We start from the raw sequence: 20,254 nt of genomic DNA, 5'->3' as shown, positions 1-20,254 counted from the left end.
TGTCATTTAGGATTTCCCCCTGGTGGGCCCTTGGTCTAGACCGGCAAGTGACATGGCAGAGGACGCAGCAGGCCTCGACGACGCAGCAGACGATCTGCCGCGCTGGCGGCGGTTCGTGCCGTTTGTGCTGGCCATCATCTTCGCAGCGGCGCTCGGCTTCCTCATCTATCTGGCCGATAACGCATCGGAGCAGCGCGACCGCGCCATCGCGCTCCAGCGCCACAGCTATCAGGTGATGCTGCAGGCCAAGACGGTCGAGGCCAAGATAGGCAATGCCGAGACCCTGCTCGCCCGCTATGTGTTGAGCCATGAGGCCGCGGTCGGCCGGCAGTTCCAGGACGAGTGGGCGACGGCACAACGCGAGCTCGTCGCGCTCGAGCGCTCGACACGCAACAACGCCCAGCAGCGCAACGCCGTCGCCGAGCTGCGCGCCGCCATGACCGAGCGCGGCGCCACGCTCACCGAGATTGCGCTGCGCGTCCGCTACGATCAGGCGCTGGGCGCGCTCGGCCAGCTTGAGGCGACGCGCAAGGAAGCCTCGGTGCGCGGCATCGCCGACGCGCTGAAGGCGATTGTCGATCTCGCCGAACGGGAGCGGGCGCGGCACAATCTTCAGGTCGAGAGTTCGGAATATCGCGTCGATCGGCTGAACGACAGCTACGGGATCATCGGCCTCGGCATGCTGGCCGCCGCTGCCGCGGCGCTCTGGTTCGCCAACAGCGCGCTCAACGAACGTATCTTCGCGCGCCGCCTCGCCGCTGCCGAGGCGGCCCGTGTCGACGATCTCGAAGTCGCCGTGTTGCAGCGGACCGAGCAGCTGCGCGAAGCCAATGCCAGGCTTCAGCGCGAAATGGAGGAACGGCTCCAGGCCGAGCAAAGCTTGCGCCAGCTCCAGAAGATGGAAGCGCTCGGCAAGCTCACCGGCGGCATTGCGCACGACTTCAACAACATGCTCGCCGTCGTGATCGGCGGTATCGACGTCGCGCGGCGGACGCTGGCGAGGAACCCGACCAAGGCCGCGACGCATCTCGACAGCGCCATCGAGGGCGCCAATCATGCTGCCGCGCTGATCGAGCGGCTGCTCGCCTTCGCCCGCGCCGAGCCGCTGCTGCCGAACCGGCTGGATATCGACGCGCTGATCGCCGGCATGGAGGATCTGATCGCCCGCGCCATCGGCACGAGCATCAAGGTCGAGCTCGCGCTGGACGCCGGCGAATGGGCTATCTGGGTCGATCGGGCACAACTGGAAAGTGCGCTGGTCAACATGGCCATCAATGCGCGCGACGCCATGGACGGACGCGGCACGCTGACGATCAGCACCCGGTGCATGACCTTGGCCGAGCGCGAGATCGGCCAGTGCAGTGCCGGGGACTATGTCTGCCTGACGGTCGCCGATACCGGCAGTGGCATGACGCCGGACGTGCTGGAACGGGTGTTCGAGCCCTTCTTCACGACCAAGGCCGTCGGCAAGGGCACCGGCCTCGGCATGAGCCAGATTTTCGGCTTCGTCAGCCAGTGCCGTGGTGCGATCGACATCAGGAGCGCGCCCGGCGAGGGTACCAGCATCCGCCTGCTCCTGCCGCGCATGGTCCGCGATCAGGATTTCGCGACCATTCGCGAGACGCCCGTCGCCGCCGGTCCGGTCGCCAATGACGATGCGCTGCTGGAGGGTAGCCAGCCCTCACTCACCATCCTGGTGGTGGAGGATGATCCGCGTGTGCTGCGCTCGACGATGGCCGCGCTCGCCGCGCTCGGCCATATCGGCCTTGACTGCAATCACCCCGCCAAGGCCGCCGACCTGCTGGCCAGTCGTCCGGACATCGCGCTCATCCTCTCGGACGTGCTGATGCCGGACATGTCCGGCCCCGAAATGATCGAGGCGCTCGGCGCCGCCGTCACCGGCCTGCCCGTCATCTTCGTGACCGGCTTCGCCGGCGACAAGGGCCTCGCGGCGCAGATCGCCGGCTTCCCCATCTTGCGCAAGCCATTCACGGTCAGCCAGCTCGCCGACGCGATTGGTGAGGCACTGGCGACCCGACGCGCTGCATCGACGGCCGTCTAGGACGGGATCATTGATCGCACGCGCCGCCGAGACGGACCGCCGATCGCCACTCAAAGGTTGCGGCTCTGGCGCAACCGCCTTACGGCCGAAGAGTTGATCCCGGAGACCTTATGATTGTCGGGCCGCCCGGTCGACACGCGCCCAAAGGACCGTCGCGAGACCGCCAATGTTGAGTTCCCTGGATCGCTACATGGCGCGGCTGATCGCGGTGCCGCTGATCGCCAGCCTCTGCATCGCCGCCATGCTGCTGGTCCTGGACCGCATGCAGCGCCTGTTCGTGTTCGTCGCTACGGAAGGCGGGCCGGTCAGCGTCGTGTGGCGCATGCTCGCCAATCTGCTGCCGGAATATCTCGGTCTCGGCATCCCGATCGGCCTGATGCTCGGCATCCTGCTTGCCTTCCGCCGCCTAGCGCTCTCGTCCGAACTGGACATCTTGCGCGGCGTCGGCCTGAGCTATACGCGCCTGCTCAAGGTACCGTACATGTTCGCGATCGTGCTGGCGGCGCTCAATCTCGCGATCGTGGGCTTCATCCAGCCCCACAGCAAATATGCCTATGAGCGGTTGCGCTTCGAACTGCGCTCCGGCGCGCTCGGCGCCTCGATCAAGGTCGGCGAGTTCACCAATCTGGGCGGCGACTTCACCATCCGCATCGAGCAGAGCGCCGACGAGGGGCGCCGCCTGACCGGCATTTTCGCGCGCATGCAGAGCCAGACGGGCCAGTCGCTTGCCGTGACGGCAGCGCGCGGGCAGTTTCTCGCCACGGATGATCCCGACACGATCATCCTGCGCCTCTCGGAGGGCGTGCTGGTCCATAACGCGCCCAATTTCAGCGAGCCGCGCATCCTCTCCTTCTCCAGCCATGACCTGCCGATCGATCTGCCGAAGATCGAGCAGTTCCGCGGGCGTGGCGACGGCGATGTCGAGCTCAGCCTGCCCGAGCTGTTCAAGGCCGGCATCTCCAGCAAGACCACGCCGCTCGGCCGGGCACAGGCCTGGGCCAACTTCAATTTCCGCGTGGTCGAAGTGGCGATGATGTTCCTGCTGCCGCTCGCGGCCGTCGCCTTCGCGATCCCGCCCAAGCGCTCGACCTCGGCGCTCGGCGTGTTCCTCTCGATCGTGTTCATCGTGACCTATCACAAGATCAATCAGTACGCGCAATCGGTCGGCTCGCTCGGTAAGATCGATCCGTTCCTGGCGCTCTGGGGGCCGTTCCTGCTGTTCGGCGGCCTGATCTGGTGGATGTATTATCAGACCGCCTATGTGCCCGGCGGCCAGCCGATCGGCGCGCTGGAGCGGCAATTCGCCAAGGTGCTGAGCCTGCTCAAGTCGATATTCCGCTGGGCGAGCAGTCGCCGGCACCGCAGGACATCGGAGACCTAGGCGATGCTGCTCAACTTCTTCCCGTCCCGCTCCCTCGCGCTCTATCTCGGCAAGACCTTCCTTTGGCGTTGCTTCGCCATGCTGGCGATGCTGGTGCTGGTGCTGCAGATGCTCGACCTGCTCAGCGAGGCCGGCAATGTGCTGGCTTATCCGGGCAATGGCGACGGCGAGCTATGGCGCTATATGAGCCTGCGCATGCCGCAGATCATCGCGCGCTTCCTGCCCTTCTCGGTCCTGCTTGGCACGCTGGTGATGCTCGCGACGCTGAATGCCAACAGCGAGGTGGTCGCGATGAAATCGGGCGGGCTGTCGGCGCACCAAATTCTGGCGCCGCTCATGCTCGCGAGCCTCGGCGTCGCGGCGATCAGCTTCGTCTTCAACGAGCGGGTCGTGGCGCGCGCGACGGCGACGCTGACCGCCTGGGAAGCCGCCGATTTTGGCCCCATCCCGGACGACCGTGGCATCAAGTCCAACATCTGGGTGCGCGACGGCGAGGATCTCATCCGCGCGGGCACGATCACCGGCGCCGGACGGAACGTGAAGATTCAGAATATCGACATTTACGATCGTCACGGCGATCGGCTGATCTCCGTCATCAACGCCAAGCGCGGACACTTCACCGGCACCAACTGGCGACTGGAGGATATCCGCATCTTCGACGTGATCCGTGGCAGCAGCCGCACGGTCGCCTCGATGACCGTGGGTGAGGACATCCGGCCCGATCAGTTCACCTTGTCGTCAGTCGATCCGGACGGTCTCTCTTTCTCGGAACTGAGCGACGCGATCGACACGCTGCGCGAGTCCGGCCGTCCGGTTGCCGCGCTTGAGGGGTCGCTCTGGCACAAGATCACCGGGCCGCTCTCGGCGCTGCTGATGCCGCTGCTCGGCTCGGTCGCCGCCTTCGGTATTGCGCGCTCGGGCAAGCTGTTCGTGCGCGCCGTCATCGGTATGGCGCTTGGTTTCGCTTACTTCGTCGCCGACAATTTCGCGCTGTCGATGGGCAATCTCGGCGTCTATCCGCCGATCCTCGCTGCCTGGGCGCCGTTCCTGCTGTTCCTGCTGGTGGGCGAGTCCGTGCTGATCACGACGGAAGAGTAGCGAAGCTCAGCGCGCGATCATCGTACTCCGGGCAATCCGCGCGACGAGCGGGATCATCCCATCATAGTTGGAACGCTGATAGGTCGAGTCCTCGCCCAAATGCGCCACCAGCCTGCGATGCGCCTCGGGCAGCGAATGATAGGGCATGCTCGGCAGAAGATGATGCAGCGCATGATAGCGCAGGCCGACCGGTGCCCAGATCTCGGCGAAGGGCGAGGGGGGCGGCACGTTGACCGAATCCAGGAACTGGCCCGTCACGGTCATGGGATCGCCTTCATTTTCCCAGAGATGTGCAACGAGGGTGCGCAGCTGGTTGATGACCATTGCCAGTGACAGCACGATCAGAAAGGTCAGCAAAGGGCGCCAGCCGAACGCAAAGACGCTCGCGACCAGCGCGACCGACCAGAGGCACGCCCCGGCTTCCTGCCATAGCCACATGCGCCTGATATCACCGTCCGGGGCGCGACGGCGATAATCGGGGTTGATCGACAGCGCGGAATAGCGCTCGACCACGAAGCGGCGCAGCGGCGGCAGGGCGAGACCGAGCGGTGTCAACACGGCAAAGCGGAAAATCAGTGCCACTGGCGCAAGCGCCGCAACCAGGATGAACAACGGCAGCGACCATGGCTTCATCAGCGCCAGCGGCAGATATTCGGGATCATCGATCGTGCCGTACCGCGTCTTGGCGTGATGCTGGGTGTGCACGCCCTCGTAGAGGAAGGACGGGAAGAGCAGCGGAATGCCGGCGACAAGATTCCACACGAAGCGAAAGCCCGGCAGCGCGCCCTGCCGGATATGCGTCAGCTCATGGATGAAGCTGGTCGCACGATAGAAAGCCAGCGCCGAGACCAGCCCCGCCAGCAGGACCTGCCAAGCCTCGTCCGCGACGATCGCGGCGGCAAGCGCGACATAGCCAAGCAAGGCGGAAATCAGGAAATCGGCCCAGTAAACGGCCGGGCGTGCAACGACGAGATCGCGCGTCAGCTCGACGGCGGCGCGCAGCATCGCAGTGTCGTCGGGCGTTGCGGCCAGCGCCTTGCCCTTCGTGGCGACAGGCTCGCCAATATTCTTGTTGATCGCGTTCATGCTCTCTTCCTTGCGCGCAAATGCGCGCACATCATGGCAGCAATGTGATTTCGTCCGACCGCTAGCCGCAGCTTGACAAGTCGACGCCAAGCTCCTCTGTGCTGACCATCCATCCAGCGCGGAGCAAGGGCGAAGCCGTGACAGCTGCCGATCTAGTGATCACGCCGGTGTCGGGCAAGGCCGACCTGAAGGCGTTCGTCGATCTTCCCTGGGCGATTTACGCCGACGACGCCAATTGGGTGCCGCCGCTGAAGGACGAAGTCCACGGCCTGCTGACGCCGGGCAAGAACCCGTTCCACGAGCATGCCGATCATCAATATTTCCTTGCCCGGCGCGGCCAGGAGGTCGTCGGACGGATCAGCGCGCATATCGATCATCTCGCCGTCGGCATGCCGGCTGAGCAGGGCTTCGGCCCAGGCACCGGCAATTTCGGCCTGTTCGAGGCGAAAGACGCCACGGCTGCGCGGGCGCTCATCAATGCCGCCGAGGGCTGGCTGCACAATCGCGGCGTGACGCGCGTGATTGGCCCCATCTCGCTCTCCATCTGGGAAGAGCCCGGCCTGCTGGTCAAGGGCTTCGATCATCCGCCGACGGTCATGATGGGGCACAATAGCCCGGCCTATAAAGGCTGGATCGAGCAGGCGGGCTACCAGCCGGTCAAGACGCTCAACACCTATGAGCTCGACATCACGCAGGAATTTCCGCCTCTGATCCAGCGCATCGTACAATCGGGCGAGAAGAACGAACGGATCAATGTCCGCCGCGTCGACAAGTCGAAATTCGACGAGGAGGCCGCGATCATCCTCGGCATCCTCAACGACGCCTGGGGCAAGAATTGGGGCTTCGTGCCGATCACCGACAGCGAAGTCGCCTTCACGGGCAAGAAGCTCAAGCCCATCGTGTTCGAGGATCTGATCCGCATCGCGGAGCTGGACGGCGAACCGGTCGCCTTCATGATGACGCTGCCGGACCTCAACGAACCGCTCAAGGGCATGAACGGCTCGCTCTTCCCGTTCAACTGGGCCAAGCTGCTCTGGTGGCTGCGCGCGCCCAAGTGTCGCACGATGCGCGTACCGCTGATGGGGGTCGTCCAGCGGCTGCAATCATCCCGTCTGGCAAGCCAGCTCGCCTTCATGATGATCGAATATATCCGCCGCGACGCGGTCGAGAAATTCGGATCCAGCCGCGGCGAGATCGGCTGGATCCTTGAGGACAATCAGGGGATGAACGCCATCGCCACGGCAATCGACAGCCGCATAAACAGGAGCTACGTGATCTACGAGAAGGCGATCGGCTGAGCGGTATTCGCTCAAACGGCCTTGCCCATGTCGTCGCGCACGAACGGCATCAGATCGGGCCGGCGCGTGATGTCGCGGCGCAGCATGAAGTCAATTGCGTAACGGGCGTCTCGATCACGCGGCGCTCGCCCGGTCGCCGGCTTTAACCTTTTGCTAACCCTGTTCTTCAATAAGCGACGTGGGACCAAGAACGCTCCCGAAGGGACCGTCATGTCGATTCAATATGCACAGGATATCGCCAAGCGCCTGGGCCCCGGCCGCATCACGCTCGACCGCACGATATACGAGCCGCTCGCGCAGGAACTGGCGCTGATCGGCATGGAGGTGCGCGATCTTGGCGACAGGCCGGACGGCGGCGCCCTGCTTGCGGATTGGCCCATTGCGGACCTGCGATCCATCGCCGCCTTCGACACGCTCGTGCTGCGCGCGGGCGAGCATGAGCGCGCCACAATCGACAGCGCGCTCTTCGCCGCAGGGTGGCGCCGCCACGCGGCCGGCATGCTGATCGGTCAGTCCGGCGAATGGAACGACTGGCGCCTGCCGCAGACCAGCTATTATCAGTGTACCAAAGCGTCGGCCTCGGCCGGACCGCTCCGGTCGAGTGGTGCTCCAGCCGACAATGTGATTGCCCGCTATGCCCTCGCGACGCAATTCGTCCGTCCCGGCGATCATGTGCTGGTCGACGGTGTCGATGCGGGGCACGGCATCGAAATTCTCGCCGCCCTCTCGCGCGGCAATCGGTTCACGGCATCGGCCGATTTGCCGGTCGAGGTGGATTCGCCGTTCAGGCTGGACGGCCTTGCCGACAATTCGATCGACCTGATTGTCGCGCTCCAGCCGCCGGCCGAAAACTGGCAGATCGCGCTGGCCGAATATGCGCGCGTGCTGCGCCTCGACGGCCGCATCATGGTCGGTTGGCCGGCCGGCGCAACGGATGAGACGGCACCGTCGAGCTGGGAAGAGCTGACGGACTTCGCCGGGCAGCTCTTCGTGCCCGAGCAGCGCTTCGCGCAAGTCGAGGGCATCAGGGCGCTCTATCCGATCGACCTAGCAGGCCCGAACAGCGACTGGCTCCTCCTGACCGCTTCGGCCGAGCCTCTCGACGGCGCGACCTACCGCGACGCCTACACGCATCCGGGCTTTCCCGTGGAGACGGGCGCCGCCGTGCCGGTGCTGGTGGATTTTGGCGCGGCCTATGACAATCCCTGGCTCTACCGCACGATGGTACAGATGGGCGAGCGACTGGCCGACCCGATCAAGCTCGCGACGCTTGCCGAGCATGTGATCGCGCAGGCCCGGTCCGATTCTGCGGATCGCGGCGCGGCCCTCTCGGTACTCGGCTATCGCGTGCTGGAACTGCGCATGCGCGACAGTGCGCCGGCCGTGCTCAATCTCATCGACGACTATTTCTCGGCGACGCAGGGCGGCAATCGTCCGCCTCACGTGGTGCGCTGGCGCGTGTCCCTCGCTTTCCTCGCGGGCCGCCTGTGCGAACTGATCGAGGACCGTGCGCAGGCGCTCGCCTGGTACGACAAGGCTGCCGGTGACGAATGGTCCGCCTTCTCGCCGATCCTTGCGACCAAGACGATCGCCGCCTGTTTCTTCGCGGGTCGCCTGTGCCTCGCGCAAAGGGATGTGGAAGCCGCGACCGCGCGTTTCCAGCGTGGCGTGGAAGTCGCCGGGCAGGTCGCGGCCGCTGATCATGCAACGGCGATGGGCGGCACCGAGCGCCCGCTGCCATTCTATTTCAAGGAACTGGCCGAGGTCATCGACATGGCCTCGCAATGCGCCAATGCCCTGTTCCACATGCCGCTCTTCGCGCGCGATCCCGGACTCTACTGGCGGCAGGTCGATGTGAAGCGCTTCGGCCTCGCCAGCTGGGCGCTGGACCTCGAACGCGAGAATGACCGGCTGCGCCGCCAGCTCGGGCGGTAGGCAAAGCGATTTGGCCCGCCGCGCGAGGCGCCCTTAACCCTTTGCTAACGCTGTTCGTCAATAAACGGACCGGACCAGAATGCCCGCAGGGAACGCATCATCATGACATTCGCCGTTCGTGCTTTCGATTTCGCCAACATTCTCGATGAGATGCCGCAGGGCGTGCGCATCCTCTCGCTCGACTGCTTCGACACACTGCTCTGGCGCAACTGCAACCTGCCGACCGACGTCTTCGCCGATCTGCCGCTCGCCGGCTCCGGCATGGAAGCCCGCATCTGGGCCGAGACGCGCGCACGCCGCACCATCCCGCTGATCGAGGACCGCATCGAGGTCAGCATAGAGGAAATCTACCGGCATGCGTTGCCAGCAGGGTCAGACGACGCCCGCGCCGCTCTGGTGCAGGCCGAACTCGATGCCGAGGCGCAGCATTGCTACGGCTTCGCGCCGACCGTCGCCCTCATGCGCGCCGCGAAGGCCAAGGGTCTCAAGATCATCATCGTCTCGGACACCTATCTCTCCGAGCCGCAGCTGCGCACGTTGATCTCGCGCGCTGCCGGCGAGGATGTCGCGGGGATGATCGACCGGATCTTCTGCTCCAGCGCATATGGCAGGCCCAAGGCAGCCGGCCTGTTCGTGCCGGTGCTGGCCGATCTCGGGGTCTCGCCCGCGACCATCCTGCATTGCGGCGATAATTATCAGGCGGACGTGGTCGCACCGTCCAAGCTCGGCATCCATTGCTGTCACCTCGAGCAGTTCGACGCGGAGAGCGAACAGAGGCTGCGTCTCGAAGCAAGCGCTGCCTGTATCGTCGATCCGCGCACGCGCGTGTCGCAGCCGGCCTGCCAGCCGCATCGCCCGGCCATCGCGCTGCGCCGCTCCGACGATGCTGCGGTCAAACTCGGCCATGACGTGCTCGGGCCGATTTTCGGCACGTTCGCCGAGTGGTTGCACGGGGAAGCCGCCGCGCAGGAAGCGCGGACCGGGAAGCCGACCAAGCTCCTCTTCCTGCTACGCGACGGCTATCTGCCGGCCCAGGCCTATCTGGCGCGCTATCCGGACGCGGCCGACCGGGTCGCGATGGTCGAGATCAGCCGCCTGACCGCGGCGCAGGCCGGCCTGATCGACCAGGCCGCGATCGAGGCGTATCTCCTGCCCGAGCTCGAGGCCGGCTCATCGGAAGTCCTTGCCCGCCATCTCCACTACGACCGCAACGAAGCCAAGCGATTGGCGACCTTTTCGAAGAAGGCTTTTGCGGCGCATGTGCTGAAGCCGCAGAACGTCCAGCGCACCGTCGAGCGGTCGCGCGTCGCCGCCTCCAAGCTCATTGCCCATCTGTGCAGCCACGGCGTGCAGGATGGCGACAGCGTGATGCTGGTCGATCTGGGCTATAACGGATCGGTGCAGAACCTCATCGAGCCGATGCTGGCAACCCGCATGAACCTGACCGCCACCGGCCGCTACCTGCTGCTGCGCGAGACTTTCATGAGCGGGTTCGACAAGGCGGGCTTTGCCGATACGCGCCACCATGACCTCAAGATCCTGCATGCCCTCTCCGAGTCCATCGCCATCGTCGAGCAGCTCTGCACGCTCGCGCAAGGGTCGGTGATCGACTATCACCAAGACGGTCAGCCGGTCCGCGAGAAGGCCGGTGTGAAGGCCACGCAGAGCGCGGCGCGTGATACGGTCCAGGCCGCGTGCCTCGATTTCATCCGCTTCGGCAATCAGGGCGTCGTGCGCCCGGCCGGCAGCGACACCACCGATGTGCGCCGCCGCATGGCGACCGCCTCGCTTGCGCGCCTGCTGTTCCTGCCGGTCGAGAGCGAAGTCGCCGTGCTCAGCAACTTCGACCATGACGTCAATCTCGGCTCCGGTGACCTGCTGAAGTTCGTCGATGTCGAGGCGGCCGCCAGCGGTCTGCGCCGGCGCGGTATCTTCTACATCAAGAACGCGCTGCGTATGTATCTGCCCGGCGAGCTGCGCCAGCATGGCCTGCCGATCAACCTCTCCATCTTCGCTTCGCGCCGCTTCGGCCTCGATCTGCGCAAGCCGGATTTCGACGTCGGCGCGATCAAGCTGCCCGTCATGCTGATGAAGGCCACTGGTGAGCATGTCGTCGTCGATGTCGATGCCGTCCCGACCATCGACGGCTATTACCAAGCGCTCGTGCCGATCGGCGCGGCGCAGTTCACCGCTGGCGTCCAGCTGGGTCGCATTGCCGAGTGGGTGCAAGTCGACGAGGTGACATTCCATCCCGTGGATGCCTTCCTTGATGCCAAGGCAGTCGAGGACAGCATCCCGGCCCATGTCATCCCGGAAGGCCTAGAAGACGCCGGCAACGGCCTGCTGCGCTGCACGGGCGGCGACGCCGCCTTCCTCCTCATTCCACCGCCGGGCATCGCGCCGACCGGCGAGGCACTGTTGCTCAGCGTCGTGTTCCGTCCGGTCGTGCTGAAGAGTGGCGTGCGGGCGGCGGCGCGGGCCATCGCCGCCTGAGCTTGCGCAGCGCCGGTTTTCGGGCGTAGGGAAGCCAGCTTCCCGACGAAGACTTCCGGAGACGGCCCATGCTCAAGCAGCTCACTTCCTCGATCTACGTCGCACCGCAGATCGGCATCGAGACGGTCGCGGAAGCGAAGGCGCTCGGCGTTACGCTGATCGTCAACAACCGACCGGAAGGCGAGTCGCCGGATCAGGTTGCCGGCCCGGACATCGAGGCCGCGGCCAGGGCGGCCGGGCTCGACTATGTCGCCATTCCCGTGACCCACAGCGGCTTCGCGCCGTGGCAGCTCGATGCCATGGATGAGGCGCTCGCCAACAATGGCGAGGGCAAGACGCTCTGCTATTGCCGCTCCGGCACGCGCAGCACCCTGCTCTGGTCGCTGGCCCGCGCCCGCGCCGGCGACGCTCCCGACGACATTGCCGACATCGCCGCAGCCGCCGGCTATGACATCGCGCCGATCCGCGAGATGATGCACGCGCTCGCCGCCGGAACGCGCTGATCCGTCAGAAGGTCAGACCCAGCGCCGGGAGCAGCAGCAGGATGATGCCGGCCATGCTGACGCCGAACGCGAGCGTGCGCACCACCGGCGTGCCCAGCGCATAAAGCGGCAGATAGACGATCCGCGCGCCGAGCCAGAGCATCGCGCCGATCGCCGTCCACCGGTCCAGCAGACCGGCGGCATGATCGAGCAGGATCAGCACCGCGACGATCGGGAAGGTCTCGAAATAATTGGCCTGCGCCCGCGCGAGCCGCCCGACGATCGCCTCTGGCGGCGGTAGCGCCTCATCGCGCGCGCTCGTGTTCCACTTGCGGCCATATTGCCAGGTCTTGACCCGGATTGCCGCGAAGATGTGGACGAGGCCGAGCAGGCAACCCCAGGCGAGGATCTTGAGTTCGATCGGCATGGCAGTCCTTTTCTGTCCGGGACGCCGACTTATGCGCTCAAGATCGGCCAGCCCAAGCGAAAACGGCTCATATTCTCTCCGGAACCAAAAGATTGGATCCGGGCGCGAAGGACACCGCTCACAGACTGTCGAAAAATCAATGACTTACTTCGCTAAATTCTCCAAGTTCACACGTATGAGCCATGGTGAATTGGCAAAAGTCCGTTCGCGGCCGCAAGGCGGCTCCGGAATCTTCCAGATTTTTTGGACGATGAGAAGGAACGGCAGGCGCCGCCGGTTCAGCACCAGCGCAGACACTGCCACGCGCCGACGGCTGTAGGACAGTGCAATCGACCGATGAAAGGAGGGCCGGTGCTTGGCACCGGCCCCAGGCATGTTCGCAGGAGGAACATCGGTTGGCGGGGCGGCGATGCTGCGCCGTCCCGCCCAAATTTGATCAGTTGTAGGCGCGTTCGCCGTGTTCGCCGAGATCGAGACCTTCCTGCTCGACCTCCGTGCTGACACGCAGCCCAGTGACCGCCTTCGCAATGTACATCGCGATGGCAGTACCGATGGCCGAGACCACGATCGTCGCGACGACGGCCGAAATCTGCGTGACCAGCTGACCACCAATGGCGAAGTCCTCGCCACCAGGGCCGCCGAAAATCGGTGAATAGACGATACCGGTTCCGATAGCGCCGACAATGCCGCCAATGCCGTGGATGCCGAAGGCGTCCAGCGAGTCGTCATAGCCGAGCGCCGGCTTCACCTTCGAGACGAAGAAGAAGCAGATGATCGAAGCGACAGCGCCCAGAACGATCGCGCCGAACGGACCGGAATTACCGGCTGCAGGCGTAACCGCGACGAGACCGGCAATGATGCCCGAGCAGAAGCCGAGCGCCGAACCCTTGTGGCCCATGACGCGCTCGGTGAGCATCCAGAAAATGCCGGCCGAGGCAGTCGCGACGAAGGTGTTGATCATGGCGAGAGCCGCAGAGCCGTTGGCCTCCAGCGCGGAACCCGCGTTGAAACCGAACCAGCCGACCCAGAGCAGGCCGGTGCCGACCATTGTCAGAGTCAAGCTGTGCGGCGGCATCGGCTCGTTCGGATAGCCCTTGCGCTTGCCGAGGATCAGCGCCGCTACCAATGCGGAAACACCCGCATTGATGTGGACCACAGTGCCGCCGGCGAAGTCGAGAGCTCCCATCACGAAGAAGACACCGCGAGCTTCCCAAACCATGTGGGCGATCGGGAAGTACACGATCGTGAGCCACACCAGCGCGAACACCATGATAGCGGAGAACTTCATGCGCTCGACAACCGAACCCAAGACCAGCGCGATCGTGATGGCAGCGAAGGTCATCTGGAAGCAAACGAACACATATTCCGAGATCACTTCGTCCGTGAACGTGGCTGCGGTCGAGTCCGGTGTGATGCCGGCCAGGAAGAACTTGCCCCAGCTGATATACTCATTGCCTTCCGGGCCGAAGGCGAGGCCGTAGCCCCACATGACCCAGACCAGCATGGCCAGAGCGGCGGCAGCGCCGATCTGTGTCATCGTGGCGATCATGTTCTTCGAGCGGGTCAGACCGCCGTAGAACAGGGCGAGGCCGGGCAGGATCATCAACAGGACCAGGATGGTCGATGTCATCATCCAGGCATTGTTGCCCGGATTGGGCACGGCCGGAGCGGCTTCGGCAGCCGCTTCCTGCGCCCAAGCAGGCAATGCTGCGAACAACGAGAGGCTGGTCGCCACCGCCGCGCCGCAGAGTTTCTTTGCGAAGGTCATTTCTATCCCCCTTTCTTACAGCGCGGTTTCGCCGGTCTCGCCCGTGCGGATCCGCACGGCCTGACCGACGTCGAGAACGAAAATCTTGCCGTCGCCGATCGCGCCGCTGTTCGCGGCTTGCTGAATGCCTTCGACGACACGAGGCGCGAGGGCATCGTCGCAGACGACCTCGACCTTGATTTTCGGGACCATGTTGGTGCTGTATTCCGCGCCGCGATAGATTTCGGTCTGGCCCTTTTGCCGACCGAAGCCCTTCACTTCGCTCACCGTCATGCCGGCGATCCCCAGGCTGGAAAGCGCTTCACGCACCTCGTCCAGCTTGAACGGCTTGATGATTGCCATGATGAGTTTCATGCTACCCCCTTTGTATGGTGTGCGGGGTCTACCAAGCATGAACCGTGCCAATCTGTTAATGACGCGTTAAAGCGCCTGACTTGAACCATCACATCGTTGCGGCGCACAAATTTTGGGCACGATGTGCAGGCTGCCTGTTTTTTAGGCAGGCCGAGTCATTTCAAAGGCATGATTCCGTCGTTCCTGCGTGATCCTTGCGAAGGCAGGGATGACGACGGTCAGGGGCGCCCGTTGCGCGCCGCCCGATGATGTCGAGAACTCAGACCGAGCGGGACCGGGCCTGGCGGTAGCTGCCGAGGATGCGCACCCATTTGCTGTGGAAGCGCAATTCGTCGAGCGCGCGATCGACCGCGGGGTCACCCGGCATGCCCTCGATATCGGCATAGAATTCCGTGGCCGCGAAGCTGGCGCCGCGCTGATAGCTCTCCAGCTTGGTCATGTTGACGCCATTGGTCGCGAAGCCGCCCATCGCCTTGTAGAGCGCGGCGGGCACGTTCTTCACCTCGAACAGGAAGGTCGTCATCACCGGCGCATCGCGCGACGGCACCGCCGGCTCGCGCGAGAGGACGACAAAGCGCGTCATATTGTCGTCGCTGTCCTCGATGTTGCGATCATGAATGTGCAGGCCGTAAAGTTCGGCGGCGAGGGCCGGGGCGATCGCCGCCGCGCCGCTCTCGCGCACTTCGGCGACCAGAGCCGCAGCACCCGCCGTATCGGCATAGACGATCGGCCGGATATTGCGCGCACGCAGATATTTGCGGCACTGGCCAAGCGCCTGCACATGGGAAAGCGCGCTCACCAAAGGCGCCTCATCCACGCTCATGAGCGCATAGCGGATCGGCAGGAAATATTCGTCGATGATGTGCAACCGGGATTCGGGCAGCAGGAAGTGCATGTCCGCCACGCGGCCGTGCAGGCTGTTCTCGATCGGGATCATCGCCCGGTCGGCCCGGCCCTCGCGCACCGCGTCCAGGGCATCCTCGAAGCTGAAGCAGGGCAGAGGCAGCCCGTCCGGCGCGTAATCGGCGCAAGCGATATGCGAATTGGCACCGGGCGCGCCCTGGAAGGAGAGCGCACGATCGGGCGCGCGCGCGGCGGCGTCCGTCATGTCGGCGACGAGGCGCCGGGCGGGGAGCGGGTAATTGTCCATCTGCGCGGCAGCGCTTAGGGCCTCCACGCCGGCCGCGCAAGGCAGGGGCGCAAGCCGCTCGCCCGGCACCGTTGCCGGACTTGCACCCGCGCGGCGCAGTCATTAAGGGAAGCGCCCACAAGGGGCGCCGGTGCGCAGCGGTCGGCGGATCGCGCGCCGGGCAATTCGGAGACAAAGAGCGGCATGAGCGATCGTTTCAACACTATTGCAGGCTGGACGCTGTTTGCCGGCATCATCGCGCTGGGCAGCGGAATCGTCGCGAACAAGCTGTTCCACGGCGCGCGGCCGGAGCCGATGGGCTATGCGATCGCGGGTGTCGAGGAAGAAGGCGAGGGCGGCGCGGCCGGCCCGTCGCTGAACACGCTGCTGGCCAGCGCGGACGTGGCTGCCGGCGAGAAGGTCTTCGCCAAGTGCGTCGCCTGCCACACGATCAATCAGGGCGGCGCCAACGGCATCGGCCCCAATCTGTATCACACGATGGGCGAACCGATCGGCACCGGCAAGGCCGGCTTCGCCTTCTCAGACGCGCTCAAGAGCAAGGGCGGTACCTGGACGTTCGAGGCGATGGACCACTGGTTGGCCTCCCCGCGCGAGTTCGCCAACGGCACCAAGATGAGCTTCGCCGGGCTCAGCAAGCCGGAAGATCGCGCCAACGTCATCGCTTATCTGAATGCGCAGGGATCGAACCTGCCACTGCCCGCCGCCGATGCGGCGCCGGCTGCGGAAGGCGCGGCCAATGCCGCTGCGCCGGCCGAGGGTGACAATGCAGCGGCTCCGGCGGCCGCCAATGCGGAGGCTCCGGCTGCCGAGTAAGGCTTTTGCTCAGCGAAGAGATGAAGAGGCGGTCCTGCGGGGCCGCCTTTTTCTTTTCCTGTAAGCCCGCCTCTGAAGAGGAAGGGCTAGAGATAAGTCAGCAGTCCGGCGTTTCGGTATCCGCGTAAAAACGCTCGACGCAGGCCCAGGCCTCTTCCGCCGTTTCGCACCAGTCGATGAGATCGAGATCGCGCGGGCTGATGACGCCTTCCTCGGCCAGCGCATCGAAATTGACGACGCGAGTCCAGAAATGCTTGCCGAAGACGAGGATCGGGATGCGCTTCATCTTGCCGGTCTGGATGAGCGTCAGCAGCTCGAAAAACTCGTCGAACGTGCCGAAGCCGCCGGGGAACACCGCCAGCGCGCGGGCGCGCAGCGTGAAGTGCATCTTCCTGAGCGCGAAATAGTGGAACTGGAAGCTGAGCTCCGGCGTGACATAGGGATTGGGCGCCTGCTCGTGCGGGAGCACGATGTTGAGGCCGATGGTCGCGGCGCCGACATCGGCCGCACCGCGATTGGCCGCCTCCATGATCGACGGGCCACCGCCCGAGCAGACCACGAAATTGCGGCAGCCTTCCTCATTCACCGGGAATTGCGCGGCGATGCGCGCGAGGCGGCGGGCCTCTTCGTAATATTTGGCCTTCTCGGCGAGGCGCTGCGCCACGAGCCGTTCCGCGTCCGTGCGCGCCGCGTCGATCCGGGCCTGCGCGGCTTCCGGCTCGGGGATGCGCGCCGAGCCGTAGAAGACGAAGGTCGATGAGATCCTGGCCTCGTCGAGCAGCAGCTCGGGCTTGAGCAATTCGAGCTGGAAGCGCACCGGCCGCAAGTCGTCGCGCAGCAGGAATTCCGTGTCCTGGAAGGCCAGCTTGTAGGATTTGCTCTGGGTCTGGGGCGAGGGGATGGTCCGCTCCGCATCGCGCGCTTCCTCGCGGGCGTGGCGGAACTTGCTTTCGCTGACAGTATGGGGATCGGCCATGGGAGCGCGCTAGACGATTTCACGGATCAAGGGAACAACGCACCGACCCTATCGGCAATAGCCGCCGCGACCGCCCATATCGAAATGGAAATGGTCCTTGTGCGCAACATTGTAGTTCGGGCTGAGCACGGTCGGGAAACGCTTGCAGGCGCTCTCATGGATGCGCCGGAGAAACTCGGAAGTCGGGCCGTCGGCGCGCCAGTCATTGAGCACGCTGATGCGGCGCCCGTCGGCCAGCACGAAGGCGGAGATGTCGACCGCATTGGCATGGGCGTGCTCGCTGCGCTTGCCCGCGATCGTACCGCCGGTGCCACGCACATCGCGGCAGGCATAGGTGCCGAAGGTCTCGATCTTCACGACCTCGCTGCCGAGATAGAGCCGCGCGGCCGGACGCACGGCATGGCGCGCCCAGGCGGCGAAAGTCGCGGCCAGCGGGCAGGTCATGGCGCCGAGATTGGCCGTCGGCGTGCCGATGTCCAGCAGCTTCACCGAGTCGATGACCGCACAGCCGCCGCCCTTCTGCTCGTTGGGCAGGGGTTGATAGCGAACCTGAGCGGCGTCGAGCCGGGCGGCGCACATCCGGAAAATCTCGCTATTGGGCATGACGCGAGGGGCAGGCACCGGGCGCGCGACGCGCTTCTGATGAACGACACTATGATCGGCGCACGCAGCCAGGCTTGCGACCGCGATCAACGCGGCGAGCCGGCCCGGCATGCGCGAGAGTCCCGTCCCAAACATGGCCGAGAATCTGGTTAAGAATGGTTAACAAAAGGTTAAAGACCCGACTCTCCGCGCCCAAGCGAGTCCGATCCGCGCCGACATGCCTTGTTCTCGTCGGTCGTCAGGCCGTCGGTCCCAGAGCAGGCTCGCTCATATCGCTGGCCAGGAGCTCTTGCTGCTGATGATCCGTCAACTTGCGCACGAACCAGACCAATGTCGCCAAGGCGGGCATGTCGAACACGAACGAGGTTACGTTGATCTGCGACGCCAGCTTGAATGTCTCAAGCGTCTCGGCGCTCAGCGACAGGCGGAACGAGATATTGCCGAGAACGCCGGAAACAAGCCAGCATCCCCACCAGAGGCGCATCAGGCCGGGTATCGCGACCGCCGTCGGTTCGGCCGGGTTCGCGCTCACCCGGTAGGTCTCGGCAAGCCCGCGAAACGGCATGAGCAGATTGGCAAAGGGAATGAAGAAATAGCCGACATTCCAGCCCGGCGAGACGGTCATCACGCCATGGTGATCGAACGCCTGCGCATTCTTGTTGACCCGATGAATCCACATGCACAGCACGACGACCACGAACAACATCATGATCACCACCCCAAGTCCGGTGAGGCCGCTGAACATGTCCGCTGCCTCCAGTTCGGACATGTCGCCGATCCCGGCCAGATATCGATCAATAGACCGGATCGTGTTGATCTCGGCAGCGGTAAACATCACGTCGCAGAAGGAGAACAGCGCCAGCGCAATGGCGACAATGCGCGCTAGACGCTGCGGGTCCCGATAGGTGTCCGGCATATTTATATCCCCCGTGACGCAAGCTGCCCTTCATGCCCCGCCATGTCCAGCACGCTTGCGCGCCCGCGTGACACGAATGCATCACCAAGCGGACTCCCGGCGTCACAATCGGTCTTTCATTGACTTGAAACGATAAGTCTCTAAGGGCGCCCTCGGGCCACGCGGTCCCAACGCCGCGCGTGCTCTCTGCAAGGAGACGCAAGACATGACTGAGGTTACCAAGCCGGGCTCGAAGCCCGCGCGCCCCTATTTCTCGTCCGGGCCGTGTGCCAAGCCGCCGGGTTACAGCCCCGCGAAGCTGGCCACCGAAGTTCTCGGCCGCTCCCACCGCTCCAAGCTCGGCAAGGATCGCCTCGGCTATTGCATCGACCTGATGCGCGAGTTGCTGAACCTCCCCGACACGCACCGCATCGGCATCGTGCCGGGCTCCGACACCGGCGCCTTCGAAATGGCAATGTGGACCATGCTGGGCGCCAGGCCCGTGACGACGCTCGCCTGGGAGAGCTTCGGTGAAGGTTGGGTCACCGATGCCGCGAAGCAGCTCAAGCTCGATCCGACGATCATCCGCGCCGATTATGGCCAGCTGCCCGATCTGAGCACGGTCGACTGGTCGAGCGATGTGCTCTTCACCTGGAACGGCACCACGTCTGGCGTCCGCGTCCCGAATGGCGACTGGATCCCGGCGGATCGCGAGGGACTTTCGTTTGCCGACTCCACCTCGGCCGTGTTCGCCTATGACATGCCGTGGGACAAGATCGACGTCGCCACCTTCTCCTGGCAGAAAGTGCTGGGCGGCGAAGGCGGCCATGGCGTGCTGATCCTCGGCCCGCGCGCCGTCGAACGGCTGGAAAGCTACACGCCGGCCTGGCCGCTGCCCAAGGTCTTCCGCCTCGTTTCGAAGGGCAAGCTCGCCGAGGGCGTGTTCAAGGGCGAGACGATCAACACCCCGTCCATGCTTGCCGTCGAGGACGCGATCTTGGCGCTCGAATGGGGCAAGTCGGTCGGCGGCGCAGCGGGCCTGATCGCCCGTGCGCAGGCCAATGCCGATGCGCTCGATACGATCGTACAGGCGCGCTCGTGGCTCGGTCATCTCGCACCGGACGTCGCCAGCCGCTCGATCACCAGCGTCTGCCTCACCGTCGAGGGTGCCGACGAAGCCATGATCAAGAAAATGGCTTCGTTCCTCGAGAAGGAAGGCGCTGCCTATGACATCGCGGGCTATCGCGATGCCCCGGCGGGCCTGCGGATCTGGTGCGGCGCGACCGTGGACACGGCCGACATCGTCACGCTCGGTCCATGGCTCGACTGGGCCTATGCCGAGGCCAAGGCGCAGCTGGCGGCTGCCTGATCTCTTTTCTCCCTCTCCCCTTGCGGGAGAGGGTCGGGGAGAGGGGTGCGCGAAGCGCTCGAAG

17 protein-coding genes are annotated in these 20,254 nt (G+C 64.9%); 9 read left to right on the top strand and 8 right to left on the bottom strand.

Annotated features, from left to right (window positions below):
- Positions 1-52: 52 nt before the first annotated feature.
- From KM135_RS13695 to lptG, 3 genes are all read left to right on the top strand, one after another.
- Positions 53-2,062, top strand: coding sequence for an ATP-binding protein (locus tag KM135_RS13695; RefSeq protein WP_221714580.1), 2,010 nt, complete (start codon positions 53-55; stop codon positions 2,060-2,062).
- 166 nt (positions 2,063-2,228) lie between these two features.
- On the top strand, positions 2,229-3,443 hold the full coding sequence (gene lptF / locus KM135_RS13690) for an LPS export ABC transporter permease LptF (RefSeq protein ID WP_221714579.1): 1,215 nt from the start codon (positions 2,229-2,231) through the stop codon (positions 3,441-3,443).
- A 3-nt stretch (positions 3,444-3,446) separates the two neighbouring features.
- The gene (lptG, locus tag KM135_RS13685) at positions 3,447-4,541 is read left to right on the top strand and encodes an LPS export ABC transporter permease LptG (RefSeq protein WP_221714578.1); all 1,095 of its coding nucleotides are present in this window, start codon (positions 3,447-3,449) and stop codon (positions 4,539-4,541) included.
- Between the two features lie 6 nt (positions 4,542-4,547).
- On the opposite strand, the gene KM135_RS13680 is transcribed toward lptG, so the two are convergent.
- Complete coding sequence (locus tag KM135_RS13680) at positions 4,548-5,627, bottom strand: fatty acid desaturase family protein (protein ID WP_221714577.1); 1,080 nt, start codon at positions 5,625-5,627, stop codon at positions 4,548-4,550.
- A gap of 98 nt (positions 5,628-5,725) precedes the next feature.
- On the opposite strand from KM135_RS13680, the gene KM135_RS13675 reads away from it, so the two are divergent.
- From KM135_RS13675 to KM135_RS13660, 4 genes are all read left to right on the top strand, one after another.
- On the top strand, positions 5,726-6,925 hold the full coding sequence (locus KM135_RS13675) for an N-acetyltransferase (RefSeq protein ID WP_425517041.1): 1,200 nt from the start codon (positions 5,726-5,728) through the stop codon (positions 6,923-6,925).
- A 210-nt stretch (positions 6,926-7,135) separates the two neighbouring features.
- Complete coding sequence (locus KM135_RS13670) at positions 7,136-8,860, top strand: hypothetical protein (RefSeq protein ID WP_221714576.1); 1,725 nt, start codon at positions 7,136-7,138, stop codon at positions 8,858-8,860.
- Between the two features lie 102 nt (positions 8,861-8,962).
- Entirely contained in the window at positions 8,963-11,353 is a 2,391-nt protein-coding gene (locus KM135_RS13665; RefSeq protein ID WP_221714575.1) for a hydrolase, read from the top strand.
- A gap of 68 nt (positions 11,354-11,421) precedes the next feature.
- On the top strand, positions 11,422-11,856 hold the full coding sequence (locus KM135_RS13660) for a protein tyrosine phosphatase family protein (RefSeq protein ID WP_221714574.1): 435 nt from the start codon (positions 11,422-11,424) through the stop codon (positions 11,854-11,856).
- A 4-nt stretch (positions 11,857-11,860) separates the two neighbouring features.
- Here KM135_RS13660 and KM135_RS13655 read toward each other — a convergent pair whose 3' ends face one another.
- From KM135_RS13655 to KM135_RS13640, 4 genes are all read right to left on the bottom strand, one after another.
- A complete protein-coding gene (locus KM135_RS13655) occupies positions 11,861-12,262 on the bottom strand; it encodes an MAPEG family protein (protein WP_221714573.1) in 402 nt (133 codons plus the stop codon).
- A 436-nt stretch (positions 12,263-12,698) separates the two neighbouring features.
- Positions 12,699-14,030 (bottom strand): ammonium transporter, encoded by a 1,332-nt coding sequence (locus tag KM135_RS13650; RefSeq protein ID WP_221714572.1) that lies wholly within the window; start codon positions 14,028-14,030, stop codon positions 12,699-12,701.
- A gap of 15 nt (positions 14,031-14,045) precedes the next feature.
- A complete protein-coding gene (locus KM135_RS13645) occupies positions 14,046-14,384 on the bottom strand; it encodes a P-II family nitrogen regulator (RefSeq protein ID WP_221714571.1) in 339 nt (112 codons plus the stop codon).
- Positions 14,385-14,643: 259 nt separating this feature from the next.
- Positions 14,644-15,534 (bottom strand): prephenate dehydratase, encoded by an 891-nt coding sequence (locus KM135_RS13640; protein ID WP_221714696.1) that lies wholly within the window; start codon positions 15,532-15,534, stop codon positions 14,644-14,646.
- 183 nt (positions 15,535-15,717) lie between these two features.
- Between KM135_RS13640 and KM135_RS13635 the strand changes: the two genes are divergently transcribed.
- A complete protein-coding gene (locus KM135_RS13635; RefSeq protein ID WP_221714570.1) occupies positions 15,718-16,347 on the top strand; it encodes a c-type cytochrome in 630 nt (209 codons plus the stop codon).
- Between the two features lie 97 nt (positions 16,348-16,444).
- Here KM135_RS13635 and KM135_RS13630 read toward each other — a convergent pair whose 3' ends face one another.
- The 3 genes from KM135_RS13630 to KM135_RS13620 all read right to left on the bottom strand — a co-directional run bounded on the left by KM135_RS13630 (position 16,445) and on the right by KM135_RS13620 (position 18,842).
- A complete protein-coding gene (locus KM135_RS13630; RefSeq protein ID WP_221714569.1) occupies positions 16,445-17,323 on the bottom strand; it encodes an LOG family protein in 879 nt (292 codons plus the stop codon).
- A 48-nt stretch (positions 17,324-17,371) separates the two neighbouring features.
- A complete protein-coding gene (locus tag KM135_RS13625) occupies positions 17,372-18,061 on the bottom strand; it encodes an extensin family protein (protein ID WP_221714568.1) in 690 nt (229 codons plus the stop codon).
- Between the two features lie 103 nt (positions 18,062-18,164).
- Entirely contained in the window at positions 18,165-18,842 is a 678-nt protein-coding gene (locus KM135_RS13620; protein WP_221714567.1) for a DUF4328 domain-containing protein, read from the bottom strand.
- Positions 18,843-19,047: 205 nt separating this feature from the next.
- On the opposite strand from KM135_RS13620, the gene KM135_RS13615 reads away from it, so the two are divergent.
- Positions 19,048-20,190, top strand: a complete 1,143-nt coding sequence (locus KM135_RS13615) for a phosphoserine transaminase (RefSeq protein ID WP_221714566.1) — start codon at positions 19,048-19,050, stop codon at positions 20,188-20,190.
- Positions 20,191-20,254: the final 64 nt, after the last annotated feature.

The sequence above is a fragment of the Sphingobium xanthum genome, from assembly GCF_019737615.1.
In the GTDB taxonomy this organism is placed as follows: Bacteria; Pseudomonadota; Alphaproteobacteria; order Sphingomonadales; family Sphingomonadaceae; genus Sphingobium; species Sphingobium xanthum.
This window is presented reverse-complemented; position numbering and strand designations above follow the sequence as displayed.

Excerpts from the sequence above, each read along its gene's own strand:
- KM135_RS13695 (WP_221714580.1), top strand. The coding sequence starts at position 53 with ATGGCAGAGGACGCAGCAGGCCTCGACGACGCAGCAGACGATCTGCCG.
- lptF (WP_221714579.1), top strand. The coding sequence starts at position 2,229 with ATGTTGAGTTCCCTGGATCGCTACATGGCGCGGCTGATCGCGGTGCCG.
- lptG (WP_221714578.1), top strand. The coding sequence starts at position 3,447 with ATGCTGCTCAACTTCTTCCCGTCCCGCTCCCTCGCGCTCTATCTCGGC.
- KM135_RS13680 (WP_221714577.1), bottom strand. The coding sequence starts at position 5,627 with ATGAACGCGATCAACAAGAATATTGGCGAGCCTGTCGCCACGAAGGGC.
- KM135_RS13670 (WP_221714576.1), top strand. The coding sequence starts at position 7,136 with ATGTCGATTCAATATGCACAGGATATCGCCAAGCGCCTGGGCCCCGGC.
- KM135_RS13665 (WP_221714575.1), top strand. The coding sequence starts at position 8,963 with ATGACATTCGCCGTTCGTGCTTTCGATTTCGCCAACATTCTCGATGAG.
- KM135_RS13660 (WP_221714574.1), top strand. The coding sequence starts at position 11,422 with ATGCTCAAGCAGCTCACTTCCTCGATCTACGTCGCACCGCAGATCGGC.
- KM135_RS13655 (WP_221714573.1), bottom strand. The coding sequence starts at position 12,262 with ATGCCGATCGAACTCAAGATCCTCGCCTGGGGTTGCCTGCTCGGCCTC.
- KM135_RS13650 (WP_221714572.1), bottom strand. The coding sequence starts at position 14,030 with ATGACCTTCGCAAAGAAACTCTGCGGCGCGGCGGTGGCGACCAGCCTC.
- KM135_RS13645 (WP_221714571.1), bottom strand. The coding sequence starts at position 14,384 with ATGAAACTCATCATGGCAATCATCAAGCCGTTCAAGCTGGACGAGGTG.
- KM135_RS13640 (WP_221714696.1), bottom strand. The coding sequence starts at position 15,534 with ATGGACAATTACCCGCTCCCCGCCCGGCGCCTCGTCGCCGACATGACG.
- KM135_RS13635 (WP_221714570.1), top strand. The coding sequence starts at position 15,718 with ATGAGCGATCGTTTCAACACTATTGCAGGCTGGACGCTGTTTGCCGGC.
- KM135_RS13630 (WP_221714569.1), bottom strand. The coding sequence starts at position 17,323 with ATGGCCGATCCCCATACTGTCAGCGAAAGCAAGTTCCGCCACGCCCGC.
- KM135_RS13625 (WP_221714568.1), bottom strand. The coding sequence starts at position 18,061 with ATGTTTGGGACGGGACTCTCGCGCATGCCGGGCCGGCTCGCCGCGTTG.
- KM135_RS13620 (WP_221714567.1), bottom strand. The coding sequence starts at position 18,842 with ATGCCGGACACCTATCGGGACCCGCAGCGTCTAGCGCGCATTGTCGCC.
- KM135_RS13615 (WP_221714566.1), top strand. The coding sequence starts at position 19,048 with ATGACTGAGGTTACCAAGCCGGGCTCGAAGCCCGCGCGCCCCTATTTC.